The 22,582-nt window shown below is 71.9% G+C and carries 19 protein-coding genes and 6 tRNA genes; 15 read left to right on the top strand and 10 right to left on the bottom strand.

The features are described 5' to 3' along the window. Positions 1-29 precede the first annotated feature (29 nt). On the top strand, positions 30-1,109 hold the full coding sequence (purM, locus tag ACIQD7_RS20965) for a phosphoribosylformylglycinamidine cyclo-ligase (protein ID WP_402443343.1): 1,080 nt from the start codon (positions 30-32) through the stop codon (positions 1,107-1,109). A gap of 150 nt (positions 1,110-1,259) precedes the next feature. On the opposite strand, the gene ACIQD7_RS20960 is transcribed toward purM, so the two are convergent. Further along, positions 1,260-1,514, bottom strand: a complete 255-nt coding sequence (locus tag ACIQD7_RS20960; protein WP_053648317.1) for a DUF3073 domain-containing protein — start codon at positions 1,512-1,514, stop codon at positions 1,260-1,262. A 290-nt stretch (positions 1,515-1,804) separates the two neighbouring features. Beyond that, positions 1,805-2,905 (bottom strand): Glu/Leu/Phe/Val dehydrogenase dimerization domain-containing protein, encoded by a 1,101-nt coding sequence (locus tag ACIQD7_RS20955; protein WP_161374911.1) that lies wholly within the window; start codon positions 2,903-2,905, stop codon positions 1,805-1,807. A 156-nt stretch (positions 2,906-3,061) separates the two neighbouring features. Between ACIQD7_RS20955 and ACIQD7_RS20950 the strand changes: the two genes are divergently transcribed. Both ACIQD7_RS20950 and bldC read left to right on the top strand, forming a co-directional pair. Then, the gene (locus ACIQD7_RS20950; RefSeq protein WP_402443341.1) at positions 3,062-3,925 is read left to right on the top strand and encodes a hypothetical protein; all 864 of its coding nucleotides are present in this window, start codon (positions 3,062-3,064) and stop codon (positions 3,923-3,925) included. Between the two features lie 783 nt (positions 3,926-4,708). Then, positions 4,709-4,915: a developmental transcriptional regulator BldC gene (bldC, locus tag ACIQD7_RS20945; RefSeq protein ID WP_003949541.1), complete on the top strand. Its 207-nt coding sequence runs from the start codon at positions 4,709-4,711 to the stop codon at positions 4,913-4,915. A 329-nt stretch (positions 4,916-5,244) separates the two neighbouring features. On the opposite strand, the gene ACIQD7_RS20940 is transcribed toward bldC, so the two are convergent. The 3 genes from ACIQD7_RS20940 to hrpA form a co-directional block, all read right to left on the bottom strand. Then, on the bottom strand, positions 5,245-5,499 hold the full coding sequence (locus ACIQD7_RS20940) for a DUF6274 family protein (protein ID WP_402443340.1): 255 nt from the start codon (positions 5,497-5,499) through the stop codon (positions 5,245-5,247). A gap of 128 nt (positions 5,500-5,627) precedes the next feature. Then, positions 5,628-5,701: transfer RNA gene (locus tag ACIQD7_RS20935), tRNA-Asp, on the bottom strand. Between the two features lie 159 nt (positions 5,702-5,860). Beyond that, positions 5,861-9,799: an ATP-dependent RNA helicase HrpA gene (hrpA, locus tag ACIQD7_RS20930; protein WP_402443339.1), complete on the bottom strand. Its 3,939-nt coding sequence runs from the start codon at positions 9,797-9,799 to the stop codon at positions 5,861-5,863. 297 nt (positions 9,800-10,096) lie between these two features. Between hrpA and ACIQD7_RS20925 the strand changes: the two genes are divergently transcribed. The 3 genes from ACIQD7_RS20925 (at position 10,097) to ACIQD7_RS20915 (ending at position 12,133) form a co-directional block, all read left to right on the top strand. Then, positions 10,097-10,345, top strand: coding sequence for a hypothetical protein (locus ACIQD7_RS20925; RefSeq protein ID WP_402443338.1), 249 nt, complete (start codon positions 10,097-10,099; stop codon positions 10,343-10,345). A 67-nt stretch (positions 10,346-10,412) separates the two neighbouring features. After that, positions 10,413-11,294, top strand: a complete 882-nt coding sequence (locus tag ACIQD7_RS20920) for a DsbA family protein (RefSeq protein WP_402443336.1) — start codon at positions 10,413-10,415, stop codon at positions 11,292-11,294. Continuing rightward, a complete protein-coding gene (locus ACIQD7_RS20915) occupies positions 11,291-12,133 on the top strand; it encodes a cytochrome c biogenesis CcdA family protein (protein ID WP_402443335.1) in 843 nt (280 codons plus the stop codon). The genes ACIQD7_RS20920 and ACIQD7_RS20915 overlap by 4 nt, the downstream gene beginning before the upstream one ends. A 136-nt stretch (positions 12,134-12,269) precedes the next feature. Here the strand turns inward: ACIQD7_RS20915 and ACIQD7_RS20910 are convergent. The 3 genes from ACIQD7_RS20910 to ACIQD7_RS20900 form a co-directional block, all read right to left on the bottom strand. After that, positions 12,270-12,346, bottom strand: a tRNA-Phe gene (locus ACIQD7_RS20910). A 22-nt stretch (positions 12,347-12,368) separates the two neighbouring features. Next, positions 12,369-12,442, bottom strand: a tRNA-Asp gene (locus ACIQD7_RS20905). A 40-nt stretch (positions 12,443-12,482) separates the two neighbouring features. Beyond that, positions 12,483-12,555: transfer RNA gene (locus ACIQD7_RS20900), tRNA-Glu, on the bottom strand. Between the two features lie 104 nt (positions 12,556-12,659). Between ACIQD7_RS20900 and ACIQD7_RS20895 the strand changes: the two genes are divergently transcribed. The 4 genes from ACIQD7_RS20895 (at position 12,660) to ACIQD7_RS20880 (ending at position 16,765) form a co-directional block, all read left to right on the top strand. After that, the gene (locus ACIQD7_RS20895) at positions 12,660-13,010 is read left to right on the top strand and encodes a metallopeptidase family protein (protein ID WP_053648331.1); all 351 of its coding nucleotides are present in this window, start codon (positions 12,660-12,662) and stop codon (positions 13,008-13,010) included. A 286-nt stretch (positions 13,011-13,296) separates the two neighbouring features. Further along, positions 13,297-13,995: a hypothetical protein gene (locus tag ACIQD7_RS20890; protein ID WP_402443333.1), complete on the top strand. Its 699-nt coding sequence runs from the start codon at positions 13,297-13,299 to the stop codon at positions 13,993-13,995. A 199-nt stretch (positions 13,996-14,194) separates the two neighbouring features. After that, positions 14,195-16,501, top strand: coding sequence for a DEAD/DEAH box helicase (locus tag ACIQD7_RS20885; protein WP_402443332.1), 2,307 nt, complete (start codon positions 14,195-14,197; stop codon positions 16,499-16,501). A 190-nt stretch (positions 16,502-16,691) separates the two neighbouring features. Further along, positions 16,692-16,765: transfer RNA gene (locus tag ACIQD7_RS20880), tRNA-Lys, on the top strand. Positions 16,766-16,846: 81 nt separating this feature from the next. Here ACIQD7_RS20880 and ACIQD7_RS20875 read toward each other — a convergent pair. Continuing rightward, the gene (locus tag ACIQD7_RS20875) at positions 16,847-17,443 is read right to left on the bottom strand and encodes a dihydrofolate reductase family protein (RefSeq protein WP_402443330.1); all 597 of its coding nucleotides are present in this window, start codon (positions 17,441-17,443) and stop codon (positions 16,847-16,849) included. A gap of 386 nt (positions 17,444-17,829) precedes the next feature. Between ACIQD7_RS20875 and ACIQD7_RS20870 the strand changes: the two genes are divergently transcribed. Together ACIQD7_RS20870 and ACIQD7_RS20865 are read left to right on the top strand one after the other, a co-directional pair. Further along, the gene (locus ACIQD7_RS20870) at positions 17,830-19,206 is read left to right on the top strand and encodes a diacylglycerol/lipid kinase family protein (protein ID WP_402443784.1); all 1,377 of its coding nucleotides are present in this window, start codon (positions 17,830-17,832) and stop codon (positions 19,204-19,206) included. Then, a complete protein-coding gene (locus tag ACIQD7_RS20865; RefSeq protein WP_402443328.1) occupies positions 19,203-19,793 on the top strand; it encodes a phosphatase PAP2 family protein in 591 nt (196 codons plus the stop codon). The genes ACIQD7_RS20870 and ACIQD7_RS20865 overlap by 4 nt, the downstream gene beginning before the upstream one ends. A 13-nt stretch (positions 19,794-19,806) precedes the next feature. Here the strand turns inward: ACIQD7_RS20865 and ACIQD7_RS20860 are convergent, their stop codons facing one another. Then, the gene (locus ACIQD7_RS20860) at positions 19,807-20,835 is read right to left on the bottom strand and encodes a sigma-70 family RNA polymerase sigma factor (RefSeq protein WP_402443327.1); all 1,029 of its coding nucleotides are present in this window, start codon (positions 20,833-20,835) and stop codon (positions 19,807-19,809) included. A 171-nt stretch (positions 20,836-21,006) separates the two neighbouring features. On the opposite strand from ACIQD7_RS20860, the gene ACIQD7_RS20855 reads away from it, so the two are divergent. The 3 genes from ACIQD7_RS20855 (at position 21,007) to ACIQD7_RS20845 (ending at position 22,480) form a co-directional block, all read left to right on the top strand. Continuing rightward, positions 21,007-21,498 (top strand): rhodanese-like domain-containing protein, encoded by a 492-nt coding sequence (locus ACIQD7_RS20855; protein ID WP_121832291.1) that lies wholly within the window; start codon positions 21,007-21,009, stop codon positions 21,496-21,498. Positions 21,499-21,551: 53 nt separating this feature from the next. Then, positions 21,552-21,625 (top strand) — tRNA-Met (locus ACIQD7_RS20850). A 114-nt stretch (positions 21,626-21,739) separates the two neighbouring features. Beyond that, positions 21,740-22,480 (top strand): MerR family transcriptional regulator, encoded by a 741-nt coding sequence (locus tag ACIQD7_RS20845; RefSeq protein ID WP_402443325.1) that lies wholly within the window; start codon positions 21,740-21,742, stop codon positions 22,478-22,480. Positions 22,481-22,582 lie beyond the last annotated feature (102 nt).

Genomic DNA, 22,582 nt, shown 5'->3' with positions numbered 1-22,582 from the left:
AACCGCAGTACGACACGAAAGTTCCCAGCATGTCTGAGTCCCTCAGTGCCGAAGGCGGCGCCAGCTACGCGTCCGCGGGCGTCGACATCGAGGCGGGCGACCGCGCCGTCGAGCTGATGAAGGAGTGGGTGAAGAAGACGAAGCGCCCCGAGGTCCTGGGCGGCCTCGGCGGGTTCGCCGGCCTCTTCGACGCCTCCGCCCTCAAGCGCTACGAGCGTCCGCTGCTCGCCTCCGCGACCGACGGCGTCGGCACGAAGGTCGACATCGCCCGCCAGATGGGCGTGTACGACACGATCGGCCACGACCTGGTCGCGATGGTCATGGACGACATCGTCGTCTGCGGTGCCGAGCCGCTCTTCATGACCGACTACATCTGCGTGGGCAAGGTCCACCCGGAGCGGGTCGCGGCGATCGTCAAGGGCATCGCCGAGGGCTGCGTCCTGGCCGGCTGCGCCCTGGTCGGCGGCGAGACGGCGGAGCACCCGGGCCTCCTCGGCCCGGACGACTTCGACGTCGCCGGCGCGGGCACGGGCGTCGTGGAGTACGACCGGCTGCTCGGCCCGGACCGCATCCGTACGGGTGACGCGGTCATCGCCATGGCCTCCTCCGGCCTTCACTCCAACGGGTACTCGCTCGTGCGGCACGTGGTCTTCGACCGCGCCGGCATGACCCTCGGCCAGCGGGTCGAGGAGCTCGGCCGGACCCTGGGCGAGGAGCTCCTGGAGCCCACGAAGATCTACTCGCTCGACTGCCTGGCCCTCACCCGGACCACGGACGTCCACGCCTTCAGCCACATCACGGGCGGCGGCCTCGCGGCCAACCTGGCCCGGGTGATCCCGGACGGCCTGCACGCCACCGTCGACCGCTCGACCTGGGCCCCGGGCGCGATCTTCGACCTGGTCGGCAAGGCCGGACAGGTGGAGCGCCTGGAGCTGGAGAAGACCCTGAACATGGGCGTCGGCATGATGGCCGTCGTGCCGGCCGACTCCGTGGACGCGGCCCTGGCCACCCTGGCGGACCGCGGGGTCGAGTCCTGGGTCGCGGGCGAGATCACCGAGCGCGGCGACCTCGCCACCGGCGCCGAGCTGGTCGGGGACTACGCGGGCTGACCGGCCGGAATGTACGTCATCGGGGGTGCCTCCAGGGGCGCCCCCGATCGCCGTTGCCCGCCCGTTGCCCGCGCTTGTCGGCGGACGGGTACACGGACAGCACAGAAACCCGGCCGGGTGTACCGGACCGGGTTTCGGTGGTTCAGAAGGTCAAGCGCGACGCGGGGACGAAGAGGGGCCGGACTGGTCGTCCTCGTCCTCGTCGTCCGTGTTGTAGAGATCCGCGTACTGGGCGTACGGGTCGTCTTCCTCGTCGTCGTCCTCGAACGGCTCGCCATTCGGCGGCTGACTCGAAGTCGAAGCGCCCAGCTCATTGGCCAGACGCGTCAGGTCCGTCCCGCCGCTGCTGTACTTCAGCTGGCGGGCGACCTTGGTCTGCTTGGCCTTTGCCCGGCCGCGCCCCATGGCTCGACCCCCTCGGTGACGGGGCTCGATGGCCCCAGAGTCTTGACACGCGTTCATGATTCGGAACGGACTCTCGACGGAGAGACCGGCCCGTAGGGCTTCAACGGTACCTGTTTCCGTGGGTCTACGGTACGCCGTGCGCATCACATACCCCGGTACAGAACCTTCGAGGTGCCCTTTCCTCGCTGGTCAGTCGCGATTTTAACCTCTTCTAGGGGCACGACCCGCCGATCAGGGTGAGGGAAGTCTCCCCGGCGTCCCTTTCGCGGCGGGCCGTCCCCCGGCGCGGGTCAGCCGCGCCGGGCCTCCGCCATCCGCTGCTCGGCGATCCGGTCGGCGGCCGCGGCCGGCGGGATTCCGTCCTCCTTCGCACGTGCGAAGATCGCGAGGGTGGTGTCGAAGATCTTCGTCGCCTTCGCCTTGCACCGGTCGAAGTCGAAGCCGTGCAACTCGTCCGCGACCTGGATCACGCCACCGGCGTTGACCACGTAGTCGGGCGCGTAGAGGATGCCGCGCTCCTCCAGGTCCTTCTCGACGCCGAGGTGGGCGAGCTGGTTGTTGGCCGCGCCGCAGACGATCTTTGCGGTGAGGACCGGGACGGTGTCGTCGTTCAGGGCGCCGCCGAGCGCGCAGGGCGCGTAGACGTCCAGGCCCTCGACGCGGATCAGCGCGTCGGTGTCGGCCACCACCTTCACCTGCGGGTGCCTGTCGGTGATCCGGCGCACCGACTCCTCGCGCACGTCGGTCACGTACACCTCGGCGCCGTCCTCCAGGAGGTGCTCGACGAGGTAGTGGCCGACCTTGCCGACGCCCGCGACGCCGACCTTGCGGCCGCGCAGCGTGGGGTCGCCCCACAGGGTCTGCGCGGAGGCGCGCATCCCCTGGAAGACGCCGAAGGCGGTGAGGACGGAGGAGTCGCCGGCGCCGCCGTTCTCGGGGGAGCGGCCGGTGGTCCACGCGTTCTCGCGGGCGACGACGTCCATGTCGGCGACGTAGGTGCCGACGTCGCAGGCCGTGACGTACCGGCCGCCGAGGGAGGCGACGAAGCGCCCGTAGGCGAGGAGGAGTTCCTCCGTCTTGATCTGCTCCGGGTCGCCGATGATGACGGCCTTGCCGCCACCGTGGTCGAGACCGGCCAGGGCGTTCTTGTACGACATGCCGCGCGCCAGGTTGAGCGCGTCGGCGATCGCCTCGGCCTCGGTGGCGTACGGGTAGAAGCGGGTGCCGCCGAGGGCCGGGCCCAGGGCGGTGCTGTGGAGGGCGATGACGGCCTTGAGGCCGGTCGCGCGGTCCTGGCAGAGCACGACTTGCTCGTGGCCACCCTGTTCCGAACGGAAGAGGGTCTGCAGCACGTCTGCGGGATCGACAGGAGCGCCGGTCACATCGGTCACGGTGGTGACTCCCAAGTACGAAGCGGCGGTTTCGGCCCTCCCTGCGGGTGGGGGAGGGACCGGTTCGGCAAGAGGGTAAGCGCTACCTGGGCGTAGATCAGCCGCAGTGCGCAGGATCACCCCCTCGCGGAGTACCTCCGTGGAAGGATTCGCGACATGTCGGTCGCCTCCTCGGTCCTCGTCCCCTACGCGTCCTATCTGCGGGTGTACGAGCCGCTGGCCGCGTTCCCCGAGCCGGAGCGGTCCCACTGGGCCCGGTACGCGCGGCGGCCCCGCACCCCGGGGGCGCAGGAGGAACTGCGCCGGTCGCTCGCGGACCTGCTGCCGACGCCCCCGGTCCCGGTGCCGGTCCACGAGAGCGGCGAGGCCTTCGTCGCGCATCTGGACGGGGTGGTGGTGATCTGCCCGTGGCGGACCCGGCTGCGCGCGTGGCTGGCCCTGGAGGAGCTGGTGGCCGAGGGGTATCCGGGGCCGGTGCTCGACGCGATGCTGCCGCCGGTGGTGCGCGGCCAGGTGGCGGCGGACCACGAGCGCTGGCTGGCGCGGAACCCGGACGCGCGGCCGTGGATCCGTACGGCGGTCTGGCAGGTGCCGGTGCGCTGGTTCGCCCTCTTCGGCGACGAGGACCGGCAGTACGAGCCGGGCGTCCCGAAGGACGCGGCGGGCGCGGGCCGGGCGCCGGTGCTGCGGTACCGGACGACGATGGCCCAGGCGCGGCGCCGGCTCGCGCGGGCGCTGCGGGCGCTGCGGGAGTCGATCGACGACGGTCCGATGACGGAGGGTCTGGTCGAGGTGGGGCGCTGGCTGGAGGAGTTCCACCCGCGCGCCCTGGTGGAGCTGGACTTCGGCGGGCTCGTGCACGTGGTGCCGGAGGAGTGGCTGGCGGAGGAGCGGTCGGCGGCCCGGCTGGCGGAGGGGATCGCCGCGCTGCGGGCGGGGGACGGCGAGGCGGCGAGCGAGGCGTACGGGCAGCTGGCCGAGCGCTGGCGGGCGATCAGGGACCTGCGGTTCGCGAACTGACGCGCCCCCGGGAGGGGTCCGGCCGTCGGCCACTGGAGAGGGTCCGGCTGTCGGTGACCGGAGCGGTCCGGCCGCCGGCGACCGGAGAGGCCCGGCCGTCGGTAGCCGGAGGGGCCGGCCGTCGGTGACCGGAGGCGTCCGGCCGTCGGTAATCGGTAACCGTGGCCGGAAGCCTCCGTGTGCGAACTGACATCAGTCGGGCATCTTCGTCAGGTCGGTATCGACAAGACATGTCCGACCGGTGTAAATGATCTTCGAGGCCTCCTGGAGCCGATGGCGCCGGGGTTCCTCCGCGCCCCCTTCCTCCGGTCCACGGGTCCTTCGGCTCCCGTCCGGTGGGGACGTTGGTCCCGATCCGGGCCTTTGGCTCAAGCGTGACGGACAGCACTTAACGCACCCTTGCGCCGATCACCCATCCTCGTGCCAAAATAGGACAAGGAGTCCGGGGAGGGTTCCTTCCGCCCAACTTTGGGCGGAACGCTCAGCATTGCACTCTATGGGGGGTCTGAGGACTCCTGATCGCCCTGTGACTGATCGTCACAGACGCGTGACTGTCCGTTATGGCATGGTCCATCGACTTCCGCCGCTGATGAACACCTGCGAGGGCAATTCCATCGGTTTGGCCGACGTGGCTGGACGGATGGTGTAGTTGTAGTGCCGAGGACAAGCCGTTCGTCCTATAACCGACTCGGCCCGCTTCTGCCATTTCGGGCAACGCGGGTCAAGGTGCAGAATTTAGAGGAAAGAACCGAGATTGGTTCGGTTCTCCCGAGGAGGCCGCTCATGACCGCTCGCACCCCTGATGCCGAGCCGCTGCTGACCCCTGCCGAGGTCGCCACGATGTTCCGTGTGGACCCGAAGACGGTGACCCGTTGGGCCAAGGCGGGCAAGCTCACGTCCATCCGCACCCTGGGTGGGCACCGCCGGTACCGCGAGGCCGAGGTCCGCGCGCTGCTGGCGGGCATTCCGCAGCAGCGCAGCGAGGCCTGAGGTCGCGTGACACCCCGCAGTACCCCGTAACACCGGGCCCTTCCGGATCCCCCAATCCGGTGGCCCACCCCTAGCTCTGCCGGCGAACACTTGCCCCAACAGGTCTTCGTCAAACGATCGCGCTGGACTCCGCCGGGTCCAGCGCGATCTTTTTGTGCCCGGTGCCCTCCGTTGGATGGTGGTGCAATTGCACCGATTAAATCGGACCGGTGTAGGGAGGGTGTAAGTGAAGGGGTTTCTGAAACTCTTTCAGTGACACCCGTCACACGGGCGAACTCTTGCCAAGGTCAAGGCTGCCACTCCGGAGCCGGACTCCGGCACGCCGTTGGTCACGGGTCGGCGGGACCTTCGTCCTCCGTCGCCGGCGGCCGCTCCCCGGCGTCCGGAGCCTCCGGAGCCCGCGCCGCTTCCGGAGCCTCCGGAGCCCGCGCCGCCTCCGGGGTCTCCGGCATCTCCATGGCGAGCCTCAGGAGGCGGTGGCAGACCACGCAGTGGCGCGTGAGGTGCCCGTACCGCGACGCGGCCGCCAGATGGGCGCGCAGCAGTGCTCGTGTGTCGTGCCGTGCTGCGGACGCCGCGGCCATGCGCGACCACCTCCAGTCGGGGCCCCCGATTCCCTGAAGTCCGGAGTACCGGCGGGCACGGGCCCCCGTCAAGACACGGGAACGCAGCGAAGGCCCGCATCTCACGATGCGGGCCTTCGTTTTCGGGGCGATCCTGACGGGACTTGAACCCGCGACCTCCACCTTGACAGGGTGGCGAGCTAACCAACTGCTCCACAGGACCTTGCTCGCAGCGCTCTTTTCAAGCGGCTGCGAGAGAGACTGTACAGCAGGTCAGCGGGTGCGGTCGAACTCACCGACGGCGAGGACCCGGCTACCGGACCGCGCGGGTCCGAAGCCCGGCGCCGCACCGCTTCCGCCACGGCGCCGCACCGCTCCCGGGCTACGGGACCGCCGCGTCGATCGCCTTCACGATCCGCTTGTCCGAGACCGGGTACGCCGTCCCCAGGGCGTGCGCGAAGTAGCTCACCCGCAGCTCCTCGATCATCCAGCGGATGTCGGTGACCTCGGCCGGCACCGGCCGCCCTTTCGGGAGCTGTTCCAGGAGCCAGGCGTACTCGTCCTGCATCTCCTGGACCTTCTCCATCCGGGTGGTGTCCCGCTGGGCCCCGGTGGGCATCTGCTGGAGCCGCCGGTCCACCGCCACCAGGTAGCGCATCAGGTCCGGGAGCCGCTTCAGACCCGTACGGGTGACGAAACCGGCCGGAACCAGCCAGTTCAGCTGCGCCCGCACGTCCTGGAGGTTCGGCAGGAGCGCCGGGCTGCCCGTGGCCTTCAGGCGCCGCTCGCAGGCCTGCCAGGCCGCCAGGATCTGCTGGACCTGGCCCACCGTCCGTACCGTCGTGTCCACCAGGTCCGCGCGGACCCTGTCGTACAGCTTCCGGAAGGACTCCTCGTCCCAGGCCGGGCCGCCGTGGTCCGCGATCAGCTTGTCGGCGGCGGCGGTCGCGCAGTCGTCGAAGAGGGCCTGGATCGAACCGTGCGGGTTCGAGGACAGGGCCAGCTTCTGCTGGTTGGTCAGCTTGTCCGAGGCGAACTTCGCCGGGTTCACCGGGATGTTCAGCATGATCAGCTTCCGGGTGCCCCGCCACATGGCGAGCGCCTGCTCGGCCTCCGTGTCGAAGAGCCGCACGGCCACGGTGTCGCCCTCGTCCACGAGCGCCGGGTACGCCTTGACCGGCTGGCCCGCCCGTCTGGTCTCGAAGACCTTCGTGAGCGTGCCGATCGTCCAGTCCTTCAGGCCCGAGCGCTCCAGGGAGGGCCCGGAGCCGTCCGGGCCGCCCGTGGCCGCCGCGGCGGCCTTGGAGAGCGCCTGGCGCGCCTTGGGACGCAGCTTGAGCCGCAGCGTCTCCAGGTCCTTGGCCTCGGCCAGCTTCCGGCGCCGCTCGTCGACGATCCGGAAGGTCACCTTGAGGTGCTCGGGCACCTTCGCCCAGTCGAAGTCCTCGGCCGTCAGCGGCACTCCGACCATCCGCTGGAGCTCGCGCGCCAGCGCCGTCGTCAGCGGCTCCTGCACGGGCACGACCGCGTCGAGGAAGCGGCCCGCGAAGTTGGGCGCCGGGACGTAGTGGCGGCGGATCGGCTTCGGCAGGGAGCGGATCAGCTCCGTGACGACCTCCGCCCGCAGGCCCGGGATCTGCCACTCGAAGCCCTCGTCCGTCACCTGGTTGAGCACCTGGAGCGGTATGTGGACGGTCACGCCGTCCGCGTCCGCGCCCGGCTCGAACTGGTACGTCACCCGGAACTTGAGCGGGCCCTGCCGCCACGAGTCGGGGTAGTCGTCCTTGGTGACCGCCCCCGCCTTCTCGTTGATGAGCATCTCGCGCTCGAAGTCGAGGAACTCGGGCTCCTCGTGGCGCTTGTGCTTCCACCAGGAGTCGAAGTGGGCTCCGGAGACGACGTGCTCGGGGACCCGCTTGTCGTAGAAGTCGAAGAGCGTCTCGTCGTCGACGAGGATGTCCCGGCGCCGGGCCCGGTGCTCCAGCTCCTCGACCTCGGTGAGCAGCTTGCGGTTGTCGGCGAAGAACTTGTGGTGGGTGCGCCAGTCGCCCTCGACAAGCGCGTTCCGGATGAACAGGTCGCGGGAGACCTCCGGGTCGATCCGCCCGTAGTTCACCTTCCGGTCGGCGACGATCGGGACGCCGTACAGCGTCACCTTCTCGAACGCCATCACGGCCGCCTGGTCCTTCTCCCAGTGCGGCTCGCTGTACGTCTTCTTCACCAGGTGCTGGGCGAGCGGCTCGATCCACTCGGGCTCGATCCGGGCGTTCACCCGGGCCCAGAGCCGCGAGGTCTCCACCAGCTCGGCGGACATGACGAAGCGCGGGGGCTTCTTGAAGAGCGCGGAACCGGGGAAGATCGCGAACTTGGCGCTGCGGGCGCCGAGGTAGTCGTTCTTCGCCCCGTCCTTCACGTCCTTGAGACCGATGTGGGACAGCAGACCCGCTAGGAGCGAGACGTGCACGGACTGCTCCGGCGCGTCCTCCTCGTTCAGATGGATCCCCATCTGCTTGGCGACCGTCCGCAGCTGGGAGTAGATGTCCTGCCACTCCCGGATCCGCAGGAAGTTCAGGTACTCCTGCTTGCACATGCGGCGGAAGGAGCTGGAACCCCGCTCCTTCTGCTGCTCGCGCACGTACCGCCACAGGTTGAGGTACGCGAGGAAGTCGCTCGTCTCGTCCTTGAACCGGGCGTGCTGCTGGTCGGCCTGCGCCTGCTTCTCCGCCGGCCGCTCGCGCGGGTCCTGGATGGAGAGCGCCGCCGCGATCACCATGACCTCGCGGACGCAGCCGTTCCGGTCGGCCTCCAGGACCATCCGGGCGAGCCGGGGGTCCACGGGCAGCTGGGACAGCTTCCGGCCCTGCGGTGTGAGCCGCTTCTTCGGGTCCTTCTCGGCCGGGTCGATCGCGCCCAGCTCCTGGAGGAGCTGCACGCCGTCCCGGATGTTGCGGTGGTCCGGCGGGTCGATGAAGGGGAACTTCTCGATGTCGCCGAGCCCGGCGGCGGTCATCTGGAGGATGACGGAGGCCAGGTTCGTCCGGAGGATCTCGGCGTCCGTGAACTCCGGACGGGACAGGAAGTCGTCCTCCGAGTACAGCCGGACGCAGATGCCGTCGGACGTACGGCCGCAGCGGCCCTTGCGCTGGTTGGCGCTGGCCTGGCTGACGGGCTCGATCGGCAGCCGCTGCACCTTGGTCCGGTGCGAGTAGCGCGAGATGCGGGCGGTGCCCGGGTCGATCACGTACTTGATGCCGGGGACGGTCAGGGACGTCTCGGCGACGTTCGTGGCGAGGACGATCCGGCGGCCGGAGTGGGCCTGGAAGACGCGGTGCTGCTCGGCGTGCGACAGGCGCGCGTAGAGGGGGAGGACCTCGGTGTTGCGCAGCTTCCGCTTGAGCAGGGCGTCCGCCGTGTCGCGGATCTCGCGCTCGCCGGAGAGGAAGACCAGGATGTCGCCGGGGCCCTCGCCCTGGAGCTCGTCGACGGCGTCGCAGATCGCGGTGATCTGGTCCCGGTCGGACTCCTCGGAGTCCTCTTCGAGGAGCGGCCGGTAGCGGACCTCGACGGGGTACGTACGACCGCTGACCTCGACGATCGGGGCGTCGCCGAAGTGGCGGGAAAAGCGCTCCGGGTCGATGGTCGCGGAGGTGATCACGACCTTGAGGTCGGGGCGCTTCGGAAGCAGCTGGGCCAGGTAGCCGAGCAGGAAGTCGATGTTGAGGGACCGCTCGTGGGCCTCGTCGATGATGATCGTGTCGTACGCGCGCAGCTCGCGGTCCGTCTGGATCTCGGCGAGCAGGATGCCGTCCGTCATCAGCTTCACGAAGGTCGCGTCGGGGTTCACCTGGTCGGTGAAGCGGACCTTCCAGCCGACGGCCTCGCCCAGCGGGGTCTTCAGCTCCTCCGCGACCCGCTCGGCGACCGTGCGGGCGGCGATCCGGCGGGGCTGGGTGTGCCCGATCATGCCCCGGACGCCCCGGCCCAGCTCCATGCAGATCTTCGGGATCTGGGTGGTCTTTCCGGAGCCCGTCTCACCGGCGACGATCACGACCTGGTGGTCGCGTATCGCCTCCAGGATCTCGTCCTTCTTCTGCGAGACGGGGAGCTGTTCGGGATAGGTGACGGCGGGCACGCGCGCGGCGCGCGCGTCGACGCGCTCCTTGGCCTTGGCCGCCTCTGCGGCGATCTCGTCCAGGACGGCCGCGCGGGCCTCGGGCTTGCGGATGCGGCGGGCGCCTTCGAGACGACGGCCGAGCCGGTGGGAGTCCCGCAGCGAGACCCCGGCCAGGACGGACTGGAGGGCGGCGAAGGAAGTAGACATACGGAATCCAGGATCGCACCTGCGGACGAGAAGCGGCGAACCGATTTACGAGCGGTGTCCCCGGGGCGGTCGCGCGGGGTGCGTACTATTTCGGGCACGCCGACCGGACCGGAGAGGTTTCGCATGTTCCGCACCACCCGCGCGCCGGCGGCGTTCGCCGCGCTCCTGGGGCTGGTGCTGGGGCTTCTGGTGTGGGGGGCCCAGGGGGATCGGGCGGCTGCTTCCGCGATTTCGGCGGGGCCCGCTGCTTCTGCTGCTCCTGGGGTTTCCGCTGGTCCCGTGGTTTCCGCTGGTCCCGTGGTTTCCGCTCCCGGGGCCGCCGTGCCCGGCTGCGATCCGGTCCGTCCCGCCGAGGCGGGGGCCGACGGCCCCGTCGTACCGCCGCGCGCGCACGGCTTCGCGGAGCTGCTGCCCGCCCTCGCCGCCGACCGGGCGCCGGGCGGGGGGCGACCCGGAGACGCGGCCGGGCGGAAGCCGGGGCCGGGGCGGGAGCCGCCCGACCTCGTACCGCCGTCGCCGGTGGAGCTGTCGGTCCTGAGGGTGTAGACGGACGGCCTCCTTCCGCCGTCCTCTTCCCCTCTTTCTGTTCTGTCTGTTCCAGGAGTGCTTCCGCATGTCCAGCTCCAGCTCCACCTCCTCCTCCAAGAGCAAGCCGGTCGCGATCGTCGCCGGGGTGGCGGCCGCCGCCGTGCTGCTCGGCGTCGTCTCGTACACCGCCACCAAGCCCGCGTCCCCCGGCGCCTCCGGTTCGTCCGCCGTCGCGGAGGTCTCCGCCGACCCGGCCGCGGGCGTCTACCCCGAGCTGGAGGCGTACGCCCGGCGCGACGCCTTCGACGGGCTCGCCCTGGGCCGGGCCGACGCGCCCGTGGTGCTCATCGAGTACGCGGACTTCAAGTGCGGCTACTGCGGGAAGTTCGCCCGGGACACCGAGCCGGTCCTGGTGGAGAAGTACGTGAAGAACGGGACCCTGCGCATCGAGTGGCGGAACTTCCCGATCTTCGGTGAGGAGTCCGAGGCCGTGGCCCGCGCCGCCTGGGCGGCCGGGCAGCAGGGCCGGTTCTGGGAGTTCCACCGCGCCGCCTACGCGGAGGGCGCCAAGGAGCAGGGCTTCGGGAAGGACCGCCTCGCCGCCCTCGCGAAGGAGGCGGGCGTGCCCGACGCGGCCCGGTTCGCGAAGGACACCGAGGGGCAGGCGGCCCGCGCGGCCGTCCGGAAGGACCAGGACCAGGGGTACGCGCTCGGCGCCACCTCCACCCCGTCCTTCCTCGTCAACGGCCGCCCGATCGCGGGCGCGCAGCCCCTGGAGACCTTCACGGAGGCGATCGAGGCGGCGGCGAGGACGGCGGCGAAGAGCCCGAAGAAGCCCGCGAAGCCGTCCGGGGCCGGTACCGGTGCCGGTGCGGAGTCCGGGGGCGAGGCCAAGGACGAGACAGGGGCCGGGTCCGAGGGCAGGACCGGCACCGGCGCCGGGACCGGCACCGGGGCCGGGCAGTGACCTCCGGCATCGGTTACTTCGCCGCCTTCCTCGGCGGACTGCTCGCCCTGCTCAGCCCGTGCAGCGCCCTGCTCCTGCCGGCCTTCTTCGCGTATTCCATCGACACGCGCGCGAGGCTGGTCGCCAGGACCGGCATCCTCTACGCGGGCCTGGCGACCACCCTCGTCCCGCTCGGCGCGGCCGGCTCCCTCGCGGGCCGGTTCTTCTACGGCCACCGGGACCTGCTCGTCACGGTCGGCGGCTGGCTGATCGTCGGGCTCGGCGTCCTCCAGATCCTGGGCCTGGGCTTCGCCTCCCGCCGGATCGCGGAGGCGAGCGGCCGCATCCGGCCCACCTCGGCGCTCTCCGTCTACGCCCTGGGCCTGGTCTACGGCCTCGCGGGCTTCTGCGCGGGCCCGATCCTCGGCAGCGTCCTGACGGTGGCCGCGCTGAGCGGCAGCCCGGTGTACGGAGGCCTGCTCCTCGCGGTGTACGCACTGGGCATGGCCGTTCCGCTGTTCGTGCTCGCGCTGCTCTGGGAGCGGTACGACCTGGGCCGGCGGCGCTGGCTGCGCGGGCGGCCCCTCCGGCTCGGCCGGCTCACGCTCCACTCGACCTCGGTGCTCTCGGGCCTCTTCTTCGTCGCCCTGGGCACGCTCTTCCTGGTCTTCGACGGGACGACCGCGCTGCCGGGCCCGCTGTCGGTGGACGACTCGTTCGCGGTGGAGGAGCGGGTGGCCTCGCTCGGCCGGGCGGTCCCGGACTGGGCCCTGCTCACCGCCGTGGTGGCCGTGGTGGCGCTGGTCCTCGCACTGCGGGGCCGGCGGGGGAGCCGCTCGCGGGAGCGCGAGGAGGTGTGACGGTACGGGGAGGGGGCGCCGGCCTCCTCCCCGTACGCCCATCCGCGTAAGCATCTCCGCGTAAGCATCTCCGCGTAAGCATCTTCGTGTGCGGGCACACGAAGAAGGCCCCGTTCTTTCGAACGGGGCCTTCTGTTGGTGGCTGGGGCCGGGGTCGAACCGGCGACCTATCGCTTTTCAGGCGATCGCTCGTACCAACTGAGCTACCCAGCCACGAAGCTGTTTCCAGCTTCAGCGACTCTGACGGGACTTGAACCCGCGACCTCCACCTTGACAGGGTGGCGAGCTAACCAACTGCTCCACAGAGCCAAGCTTGTGCGCGATCACTAGTCTCGCACACGGTACTGCGTGCCCCCAACGGGATTCGAACCCGTGCTACCGCCTTGAAAGGGCGGCGTCCTGGGCCACTAGACGATGAGGGCTAGAGGCTCACCTGCGCGCTTCGCAGCGCGTCGGGGACGTGAGAAGCATATGGGATCCCGGGCGCTATCGCCAAAACGGTTTCCGCCCGGGGGAGAATGGGCGCGTGCTGGAGATGACGCGCGAGGAGTTCGAAGAGCTGGTCGCCGAGGCCCTGGACCGGATCCCGCCGGAGCTGACGCGGCTGATGGACAACGTCGCCGTGTTCGTGGAGGACGAACCGCCCTCCGACGACCCCGAGCTGCTCGGGCTCTACGAGGGGACGCCGCTGACCGAACGGGGCGAGTGGTACGCCGGGGTGCTCCCCGACCGGATCACGATCTACCGGGGGCCGACGCTGCGGATGTGCGAGTCGCGCGAGGACGTGGTCGCGGAGACCGAGATCACGGTGGTGCACGAGATCGCCCACCACTTCGGCATCGACGACGAACGGCTCCACGCGCTGGGCTACGGCTGACGGTCGCGGCCGGCACCCGCGGGCGGGGCCGACCGTTGTTGCGCGGGGCGCGGGGCGCGGGGCGCGGGGCGCGGGGCGCGGGGCGCGGGGCGCGGCCGGTGGCTGACGGCTGCCGTGCGGGGTGCGTCCGGCAGTGACGGCCGGGCCGTGCGGCCGGGATGTGCCGACCGGGTGAGAGGGCGGACTCCGTTTCCCTTGCGCGGGGGCCCGTGTCCCTTGCGGGGCTGGGGGAGTTGGGCAGTGGGACGCGTTCCGTTCCTGCCTGTTGTGTCCTGGAGGTGCCCCCGTGCGCCATTTGCCCACCCCGGCGAGATGGGTCGCCACCGCACTGGCCGTCGCGGCCTGTGCCGGTCTGAGCGGCTGTATGAGTGTGAGCGACGACGGGGCGAAGCCGGGGCCCGGCGCCTCCGGCGGGAAGCGGGGCGTGGCGGCCGAGTCCGACGGCGGCCGGGGCCTCCCGGACGGGGGCGGCGGCTCCTGGAACGGCCGGCCGGACGGGGGCGGGCCGGACGTGACCGGTTCGGGCAAGGAGAACCCGGTGCCGACCGGCTCGCCGTCCGGCAGCGCGCCGCCTGCGGAGGGCGTGCCCCTGCCGGGCGTCGGCCCCTCGGGCGGCACGGCGAAGCCGCAGCCGACCGGAGGCGGCCACGAGCAGCCGTCCGGCAGCGCGGGCGGCGGCGGGAACGGCGGAAGCGGGGGTGGGAGCGCGGGCGGCGGGAACGGCGGCGCCGGCGGCGGGACCGGAGGACCGGGCGGCGGCGGGGGCACGCCCACCCCGGAGTCCACGCAGCCGCCCGTCGAGCCCACGCCGGAGCCGCCGGTTCCGACCCCGGAGCCGACGCCCGAGCCGACCTCGGACCCCACCGACCCGCCCGCGTCCGGCCCCGACGCCCAGATGGGTGCCATGCGCGCCGCCGCGGCGGAGGGGAAGAGCGCGGACGCGACCCCGGAGCCGACGGCGTCTCCGCAGGTGGGACCGGTGTGAGGGAGTCCGATTTGCCATAGGTGGGGGAGGGTGCGTATGGTGGTAGATCGTTTGATCCCATTGCCCGGCGCCGACACAGAAGAGCGCCGTGTGGCGCGTACTCTCCCTAGCCGTGGCTGGACCGCATTGAGGCGGTCGATTTGCGAAAACACGGAGTTGACGGGCGCGTGCCGAGACTCCGGAAGGTTTCGCATTTCGCATGTCCATTTTCAGTTCTGACCACGCCGTCATGCCCGAGAACGACGAGATCGTCGAGGCCGTGGAGGCCACCGAGACCGTCGCGATCGAGGCCGAGGCCCAGGCCCTGATCGAGGCCGAGGCCCTCGCGGAGACCGACGTCCTCGCCGAGGACGACGACTCCGCCGAGGAGCCCGCCGAGCCCACGATCACCTTCGCGGACCTCGGTCTGCCGGAGGGCGTCGTGCGCAAGCTCGCGCAGAACGGCGTGACCACCCCCTTCCCGATCCAGGCGGCGACCATCCCGGACGCCCTGGCCGGCAAGGACATCCTCGGCCGCGGCCGCACCGGCTCCGGCAAGACCCTCTCCTTCGGTCTGCCGCTCCTCGCCACCCTGGCGGGCGGCCACACCGACAAGAAGAAGCCCCGCGGCGTCATCCTCACCCCCACCCGTGAGCTCGCGATGCAGGTCGCGGACGCCCTCCAGCCCTACGGCGACGTGCTCGGCCTCAAGATGAAGGTCGTCTGCGGCGGTACGTCCATGGGCAACCAGATCTACGCCCTGGAGCGCGGCGTCGACATCCTCGTCGCCACCCCGGGCCGTCTCCGCGACATCATCAACCGCGGCGCCTGCTCCCTGGAGGCCGTGAAGATCGCGGTCCTCGACGAGGCCGACCAGATGGCCGACCTGGGCTTCCTGCCCGAGGTCACCGAGCTGCTCGACCAGATCCCCGAGGGCGGCCAGCGCCTCCTCTTCTCCGCCACCCTGGAGAACGAGATCGACAGCCTGGTCAAGCGCTACCTGGTGAACCCGGTCACCCACGAGGTCGACCCGTCCGCCGGTGCCGTCACGACCATGACCCACCACGTCCTCGTCGTGAAGCCGAAGGACAAGGCCCCGGTCACCGCCGCGATCGCCGCCCGCAAGGGCCGCACGATCATCTTCGTCCGCACCCAGCTGGGCGCCGACCGCATCGCCGAGCAGCTCCGCGAGTCGGGCGTGAAGGCCGACGCGCTGCACGGCGGCATGACCCAGGGCGCCCGTACGCGGACCCTGGCCGACTTCAAGGACGGTTACGTCAACGCGCTCGTCGCGACCGACGTCGCCGCCCGCGGCATCCACGTCGACGGCATCGACCTGGTCCTGAACGTAGACCCGGCCGGCGACCACAAGGACTACCTGCACCGCTCGGGCCGCACCGCCCGTGCCGGCCGCTCCGGCGTCGTGGTCTCCCTGGCCCTGCCGCACCAGCGCCGCCAGATCTTCCGCCTGATGGAGGACGCGGGCGTCGACGCCTCGCGTCACATCGTCGGCGGGGCCGGCGCCTTCGACCCGGAGGTCGCCGAGATCACCGGCGCCCGTTCGCTGACCGAGGTCCAGGCCGACTCCGCGAACAACTCCGCCAAGCAGGCCGAGCGCGAGGTCGTCGACCTCACCAAGCAGCTGGAGCGCCTCCAGCGCCGGGCCGTCGAGCTCCGCGAGGAGGCCGACCGCCTGGTGGCCCGCGCCGCCCGCGAGCGCGGCGAGGACCCGGAGGCGGCCGTGGCCGAGGTGACCGAGGCCGCCGAGGCCGAGGTCGCTGCGGCGGCCGTCGAGGCCGAGCGCGCCGCGCGTGCCGAGGAGCGCCGCGAGGAGCGTCCGTCCTTCCGCGACGAGCGGGGCAACTTCGAGCGCCGCGACCGTGGCGGCGACCGGGGCGACCGCGGTGGTTTCCGCGGCGGCGACCGTGGTGGCTTCCGTCGTGACAACGACCGTCCGTCCGGCGGTTTCCGTCGCGACGACCGTCCCTCGGGCGGCTTCAACCGTGACGACCGTGGCGGCCGTTCTTTCGAGCGTCGTGACAACGACCGTCCGTCCGGCGGTTTCCGTCGCGACGACCGCCCGTCGGGCGGCTTCAACCGCGACGACCGCGGCGGTGACCGTGGCGGCTTCCGTCGCGACAACGACCGTCCGTCCGGCGGCTTCCGTCGCGACGACCGTCCCTCGGGCGGCTTCAACCGTGACGACCGTGGCGGCCGTTCTTTCGAGCGTCGTGACAACGACCGTCCGTCCGGCGGCTTCCGTCGCGACGACCGTCCGTCGGGTGGCTTCAACCGCGACGACCGCGGCGGCCGTTCCTTCGACCGCCGTGACGACCGCCCCTCCGGCGGCCACCGCGGCAGCGACCGCCCGTTCAACCGTGACCGTCGTGACGACCGTCCGGCCGGCGGCTTCCGCTCCGGCGGCGACCGCCCCTACGGCCGCCGCGACGACCACCGCGGCTCCGGCCCGGCCGGCGGCTCCTTCGGCCGCCGCGACGACAAGCCGCGCTGGAAGCGCAACGGCTGATCGCGCATAGCTCCCTGAACCAGGGCCCGTACGAGCACTTCGGTGCCGTACGGGCCCTGTTCCGTACGCCCACCCCCGACCCCGCCGACACCGCCCGCCCCCTCCGCCCGGCCCGCAGCGCGCCCGGTGTCGGATACCCGATCGGCTCCGGGGATCTCTCGGGCTATGCTGCACGGGTGTGCTTGTCCACGGGCCGTTAGCTCAATTGGTCAGAGCAGCGGACTTTTAATCCGTTGGTTGTGGGTTCGAGTCCCACACGGCCTACCGAAAGGCGGGAGGGGTTTTCCCGGACCGCCGAGAAGCGCCCCGAACGGTTTCGACCGGGCGGGGCGCTTCTTCGTGTCGTCAGTCGGTTTCGGGGCGGCGGTAGACGCAGACGTTCACGCCGTGGGGGCTGGTGGTGGTGGAGACCGGGGCGAGGGTGCGCAGGACGCCGTCCGCCGGGAAGATCGACTTTCCGCCGCCGAGGAGCACCGGCATGACGATCAGGCGGAGTTCGTCGACCAGGTCCTCGGCCAGGAGCGTGCGGACGAGGGTGGGGCTGCCCAGGACGAGGAGGTCGCCGCCGGAGGCCTCACGGAGTTCGCGGAGGCGTTCCACGGCCTTGTCGCCGTGGACGAGCCGGGTGTTGTGCCAGCTGAGGTCGGCCTCGTGGAGGGTGTCCGAGACGACGTACTTCGGGAGCGCGTTCAACCGGTCGGCGAAGGGGTCGCCGGCCCGCTCCGGCCAGGCGCCCGCCATCGCCCGCCAGGTGCGGCGGCCGAAGAGCAGGGCGTCCGCCCGCTCCGCGGCCTCGGCGAACGCGCCGCCCACCACCTCCGGGTCGAAGAAGGGGTGTGACCAGCCGCCGTGGGCGAAGCCGCCGTCGGTGTCCTCCTCCGGGCCGCCCGGCGCCTGGACGACGCCGTCGAGGCTGATGAACTCGCTGATGACGATGCGCATGGGTGCGATCCTCTTCCTGTATTTCCGGGGGCCTGCGGCCGGGCCTCCGGTCGCTGCTTCTCGGTCTCTGCTTCCCGTTCCCGGTTCCTGGTTCTCCAGGAGTCCGTGAGTTCCGGGTTTTCTGGGGGTCCCGAGGCTCTCGGGCCCTCCGGGTACCCCTGTGTCTTCCCTGATTCGCCCGGTTTTTCGGGTGCCGTTCCCGTCGCGGGGTAGGAAAGCGGCGGGGTACGGGAGGGAAGACGGCCCGGCGGGCGGGAAGTCATCGCTCCCGGGAGGCCTTTCCGCCGGAGGCCCTCGTGGATCCCGTGCGGATCCCGTCCGCCGAACGGCTTCGTCCGGGACGCGGGGCACAGGGGCGTGGGGAAAGGTGGAGATGGAACGTGGAGGTGGGGACGGTGACGGCGAGCGGAACCGGTGGTCCGGCGAAGACGGCCCGACGGCTGGCGCGCTGTGCGCTGCTCGCGGCGGTGGCCGCGGTCGTGGTGCTGCTGACGGCACTGGGCGGTGGTGGGGTCCTGATCCTGGTGAGCGGGCTCGTGGGCCTCGCCCTGTCGGCCGTGGGCATCTGGTGGTTCCTCGCCCACCGGGGGCCGCTGCGGGCGATCGGCGCGCTGCTCGCGGTGGCAGCGCCCGTCACGGTCCTCACCCTGTACGTCGTCGGGGGCGTCTGGCCGAACGCCCTCGTGGCCCTCGCCCTCTGGGGCGTGGCCCTGCTCTGCGCCCGGTCCGCCCTGCGCCGCCCGGAGGAGGACGGGTCCGGGACGATGCGGGGCGAGCCCGCGGCCCGGCCCGAGAGGCCCGTCCTGATCATGAACCCGAAGTCCGGCGGCGGGAAGGTCGAGCAGTTCGGGCTCGTCGAGCGCGCCGAGGAGCTGGGCGCCCGGGTGATCCTCCTCGACCCGTCCGCCGAGAACGACGTCACCGGACTCGCCCAGCGGGCCGTGGCCGAGGGCGCCGACCTGCTCGGCGTGGCCGGCGGCGATGGCACGCAGGCGCTGGTCGCCGCCGTGGCCGCCGAGCACGACCTGCCGTTCCTCGTCATCTCGGCCGGCACCCGCAACCACTTCGCCCTGGACCTCGGCCTCGACCGCACCGACCCGTCGACCTGCCTGAACGCCCTGACCGACGGCGAGGAGCTCCGGGTCGACCTCGGCACCGTCTCCGGCCGCGCCTTCGTCAACACCGTCTCCTTCGGGGTGTACGCGGACGTGGTCCAGCACCCCGAGTACCGCGACGCGAAGGCCGGCACCGCCCTCGACGCCCTGCCCGACCTGCTCCAGGGCGGCGAGGGCGACCGCGTCGACGCGGTCGTCGACGGCACCCTGGTCGACGCCCAGCAGGCACTCCTGGTCAGCAACAACCCGTACGCCACGCCCGATCCGCTCAGTGCCGACCCCGCCCGAAGACCCCGTCTCGACGGGGGCGAACTCGGGGTGATCGGCGTCCGGGTGGAGGGGGCGTTCCAGGCCGCCGAGCTGGCGGTACGGGGGACCCAGGCGGCCGCCCTGAACGTCCTGACGGCCCGTAGGGTCGAGGTCACCTGCGACAGCGGTGACGGCCCCATCTCCGTCGCCGTCGACGGCGAGGCCCTGACGCTGCCCACCCCGGTCGTCTGCACCCTCCGCCCGCGCGCCCTGCGGGTCCTGGTGCCCCGCGACCGGCCGGGCACGGCGCCCCCGAGGCCGCCCCTCGACTGGCGGCGCATCAGCGAACTCGCCTTCCACACCCACCCGCATCACCGACCTCCGAGGAGCGGCGCATGACCCACGACACGCCCACCATGACCGCCGAGGCGGTCCTGCACGATCTCCGCGCCGTCGACGGTGCCGTGTACGCCGCCGTGGCCGCCACCCCCACGCCCACCCTGGACACGGCCCTCCGCCGGCTCTCCAGGACGGCCGACCACTCCAAGATCTCCCTCTCCGTCGCGGCCGTGCTCGCCCTCTTCCCGGGCCGTCCGCGCCGGGCCGCGCTCGCCGGGGTCGGGGCGATCGCGGTGGCCTCGGCCACGGCGAACCTGCTGGGCAAGCGGCTCGTCCGCAGACCGAGGCCGGACCGGGAGGCGGCCCGGGTGGTGGCGGGCCGGCACGTCCCCATGCCCGACTCGGCCTCGTTCCCCTCGGGGCACACGGCGTCGGCGGTCGCCTTCGCCACCGCCGTGGGGGTGGTGCTGCCCGCCGCCGCCGTGCCCCTCGGGGTCCTGGCGTCGACGGTGGGGTACTCCCGCGTCCACACCGGCGTGCACTATCCGGGCGACGTCGCCGCGGGCGCCGTCCTGGGCGTCGCCAGCGCCGCCGTCTCCCTGACGGCCGGAGCCTCCCTGGCCCGCCGCCGGCAGCGCCGGGGATAGCGCGAAGGGGGGTTCAGGGTTCCGCACGGGACAGTTCCTCCTCGGTGAGGCCGAGCGTCGCGAGGCGTTCCGGGTCCGCCAGGACGTGGAGCGCGACGATCCGGTCCCCGGCGATGGTGAACACCATGAGGGCGGCCGGGCGGCCGTCGACGACCGACAGGACCGCGGGCTCGCCGTTGGCCACGACCCGCAGCGCCGCCTTCCGGAACCTGGAGTACGCGAGGGCCTGCGAGACGACGGCCCGGGCGCCCCGCACCACCCGGGAGGTGGCGGCCATGAGCCGGCCGCCGTCCGCGCGCAGCACCACGTCGGGGTCGAGGACCGCGAGCAGGCTCTCGAAGTCGCCGCCGTTCGCGGCGGTGAGGAAGGCGTCCGCGATCTCCCGCCGGCGCCGAGGGTCCGGGGCGGGGCCCGGGGAGACGTCCCGCACCCGGCGGCGGGCGCGGCTGGCGAGCTGGCGGGTCGCGGCCGGGCTGCGGTCCACGACCTCGGCGAGCTCGTCGAAGGGGACGGCGAACATGTCGTGCAGGACGAACGCGAGCCGTTCGGCCGGTGACAGGGTCTCCAGGACGACGAGGAGTGCGAGGCCGACGGACTCGGTGAGCTCGGCCGCGCGCTCCGGGTCGGTGGCGTCGGGGGCGCCGACGCCACCGCTGGTGCCGGTGGCGGCGGCGGTACTCACGGTGTCCCCGACGCGGACCACCGGGTCGGGGACGTAGTACTCCAGCGGGGACTCGCGGCGCGAGCCGCGCGAGCGCAGCATGTCCAGGCAGACGCGGCCGACGACGGTGGTCAGCCAGGCGCTGAGGTTCCGCACCGCGTCGGCGTCGGCGCGGTGGAGCTTGAGCCAGGTCTCCTGGACGGCGTCCTCGGCCTCGCTCAGCGAGCCCAGCATCCGGTACGCCACCGCCCGCAGCCGGCCTCGGTCTGCGTCGAAGCGCCGGGCCAGGAGTTCCTCGTCGCCGTGCACGCCCGCCTCGCCGTGCACGCCCGCGTCCCCCTCCGCGTCCACCGTCCTGTCTTCCCCTTCGCGTCCCGTCATGTCTCCATGACGGATTGGGTCCCATGAATGTGACGAGGGAGGCCGGTCGGAGTTCCGGAACGTGAGATCCCCGCCGCTCGGCCGTGAACGCACGGGAATCCCCGGCCGGAGTCCCCGACCGCCGGGGTTCTCTACTTCAGCCCGGTGTCCTCCGGTCCTAACTTGATCACCATGACGACGACACCGCAGGTCAACCCCGTACTCCGCACCCCGCCGGCCTCTCCCGCCGTCGCTGCCGCGTACTTCTCCGCGAGCCTCGCCTTCCACGCCGACGTCTCCGACGTGGCCTCGGTCCTCGCCGCCGCGGCGGCCGGGGGCGCCGACCCCGGGTTCGTCCTGGTCGACACGCGGTCCACGGCCGCCTGGGACCAGGGGCACGTGCCCGGCGCCGTTCACCTGCCGACCGCGCTGATCCCCGAGCGGGCCGAGGAGCTGCTCGACCGTTCCGTGCCGGTCGTCACGTACTGCTGGGGTCCCGGCTGCAACGGCGCCACCCGGGCCGCGCTCGCCCTCGCGGAGCGGGGCTTCCCGGTCAAGGAGATGCTCGGCGGCTTCGAGTACTGGGTGAGGGAGGGCTTCGCGTACGAGACGTGGGAAGGGCCCGCGGAGAAGGCCGCGGACCCCCTGACGGCCCCGGTCGGCACCGACGACTGCGGTTGCTGACGGAAACCGATTTCAGGATCGCCCCGGTCATGCCGTAGAGTCATGTTTACCGACGCGGGGTGGAGCAGCTCGGTAGCTCGCTGGGCTCATAACCCAGAGGTCGCAGGTTCAAATCCTGTCCCCGCTACTCAGTAGCGAACGAAGGCCCGGATCCTCTTGGATCCGGGCCTTCGTCGTTCCCGCCCGGATGCGCGCGATTCCGTTTGACCTTGACGCGACGTCAAGATCTAGCGTTCTCGGCATGGAGTGGTCGATCCAGGAGATCGCCAAGAAGGCCGGCACCACCAGCCGCACCCTCCGGCACTACGGGGAGCGCGGACTGCTGGAGCCGAGCCGGATCGGCGCGAACGGTTACCGGTACTACGACCAGGCGGCGCTCGTGCGGCTGCAGCGGATCCTGCTGCTGCGCGAGCTGGGGCTCTCGCTGGCCGCCATCGCCGAGGTCCTCGCGGGTCAGCGGGACACCTCCGTCGCCCTGCGCGCCCACCTCGCCCTCCTGGAGCAGGAGCGCGAGCGCATCGGACGCCAGATCGCGTCGGTGCGGACCACCCTCCACAAGACCGAGAACGGAGAGGAACTCATGGCGGACGAGATGTTCGACGGCTTCGACCACACGCGGTACGAGGAGGAGGTCACCCACCGCTGGGGCCGCGACGCGTACGAGCAGGGCGACCGGTGGTGGCGCTCGCTGGACGATGTGCAGAAGCGGGCGTTCATGGAGGAGCAGGCCGGGATCGCCCGCGACTTCGGGAAGGCGGCGCGGGACGGCCTGGCCGCGGACAGCGACGAGGTGCAGGCGCTCGCGCGGCGCCAGGTCGCCTGGCTGTCGACCACCACGGCGCCGACCAAGGAGTACGTGATCGGCCTCGGCCGGATGTACGTCGACGACCCCCGCTTCACCAAGAACTACGACAGGTACGGCGAGGGCACCGCGATTCTCGTCCGGGACGCGATGGCGATCTACGCCGAACGCAACATGTAGCCCCGGCCCCCGGCCCCCCGGCACCCGCTCCCGGCCCCGGCCCCCCGGGCCCTCGCCCCTAGCCCCCTCAGCCACCCCCGACCCCCGCCCCGTCCACCAGTC

This window comes from Streptomyces sp. NPDC093071 (assembly GCF_044754545.1).
GTDB lineage: Bacteria > Actinomycetota > Actinomycetes > Streptomycetales > Streptomycetaceae > Streptomyces.
The sequence above is the reverse complement of the archived record's forward strand: the minus strand, read 5'-3'. Positions and strand labels throughout refer to the sequence as shown.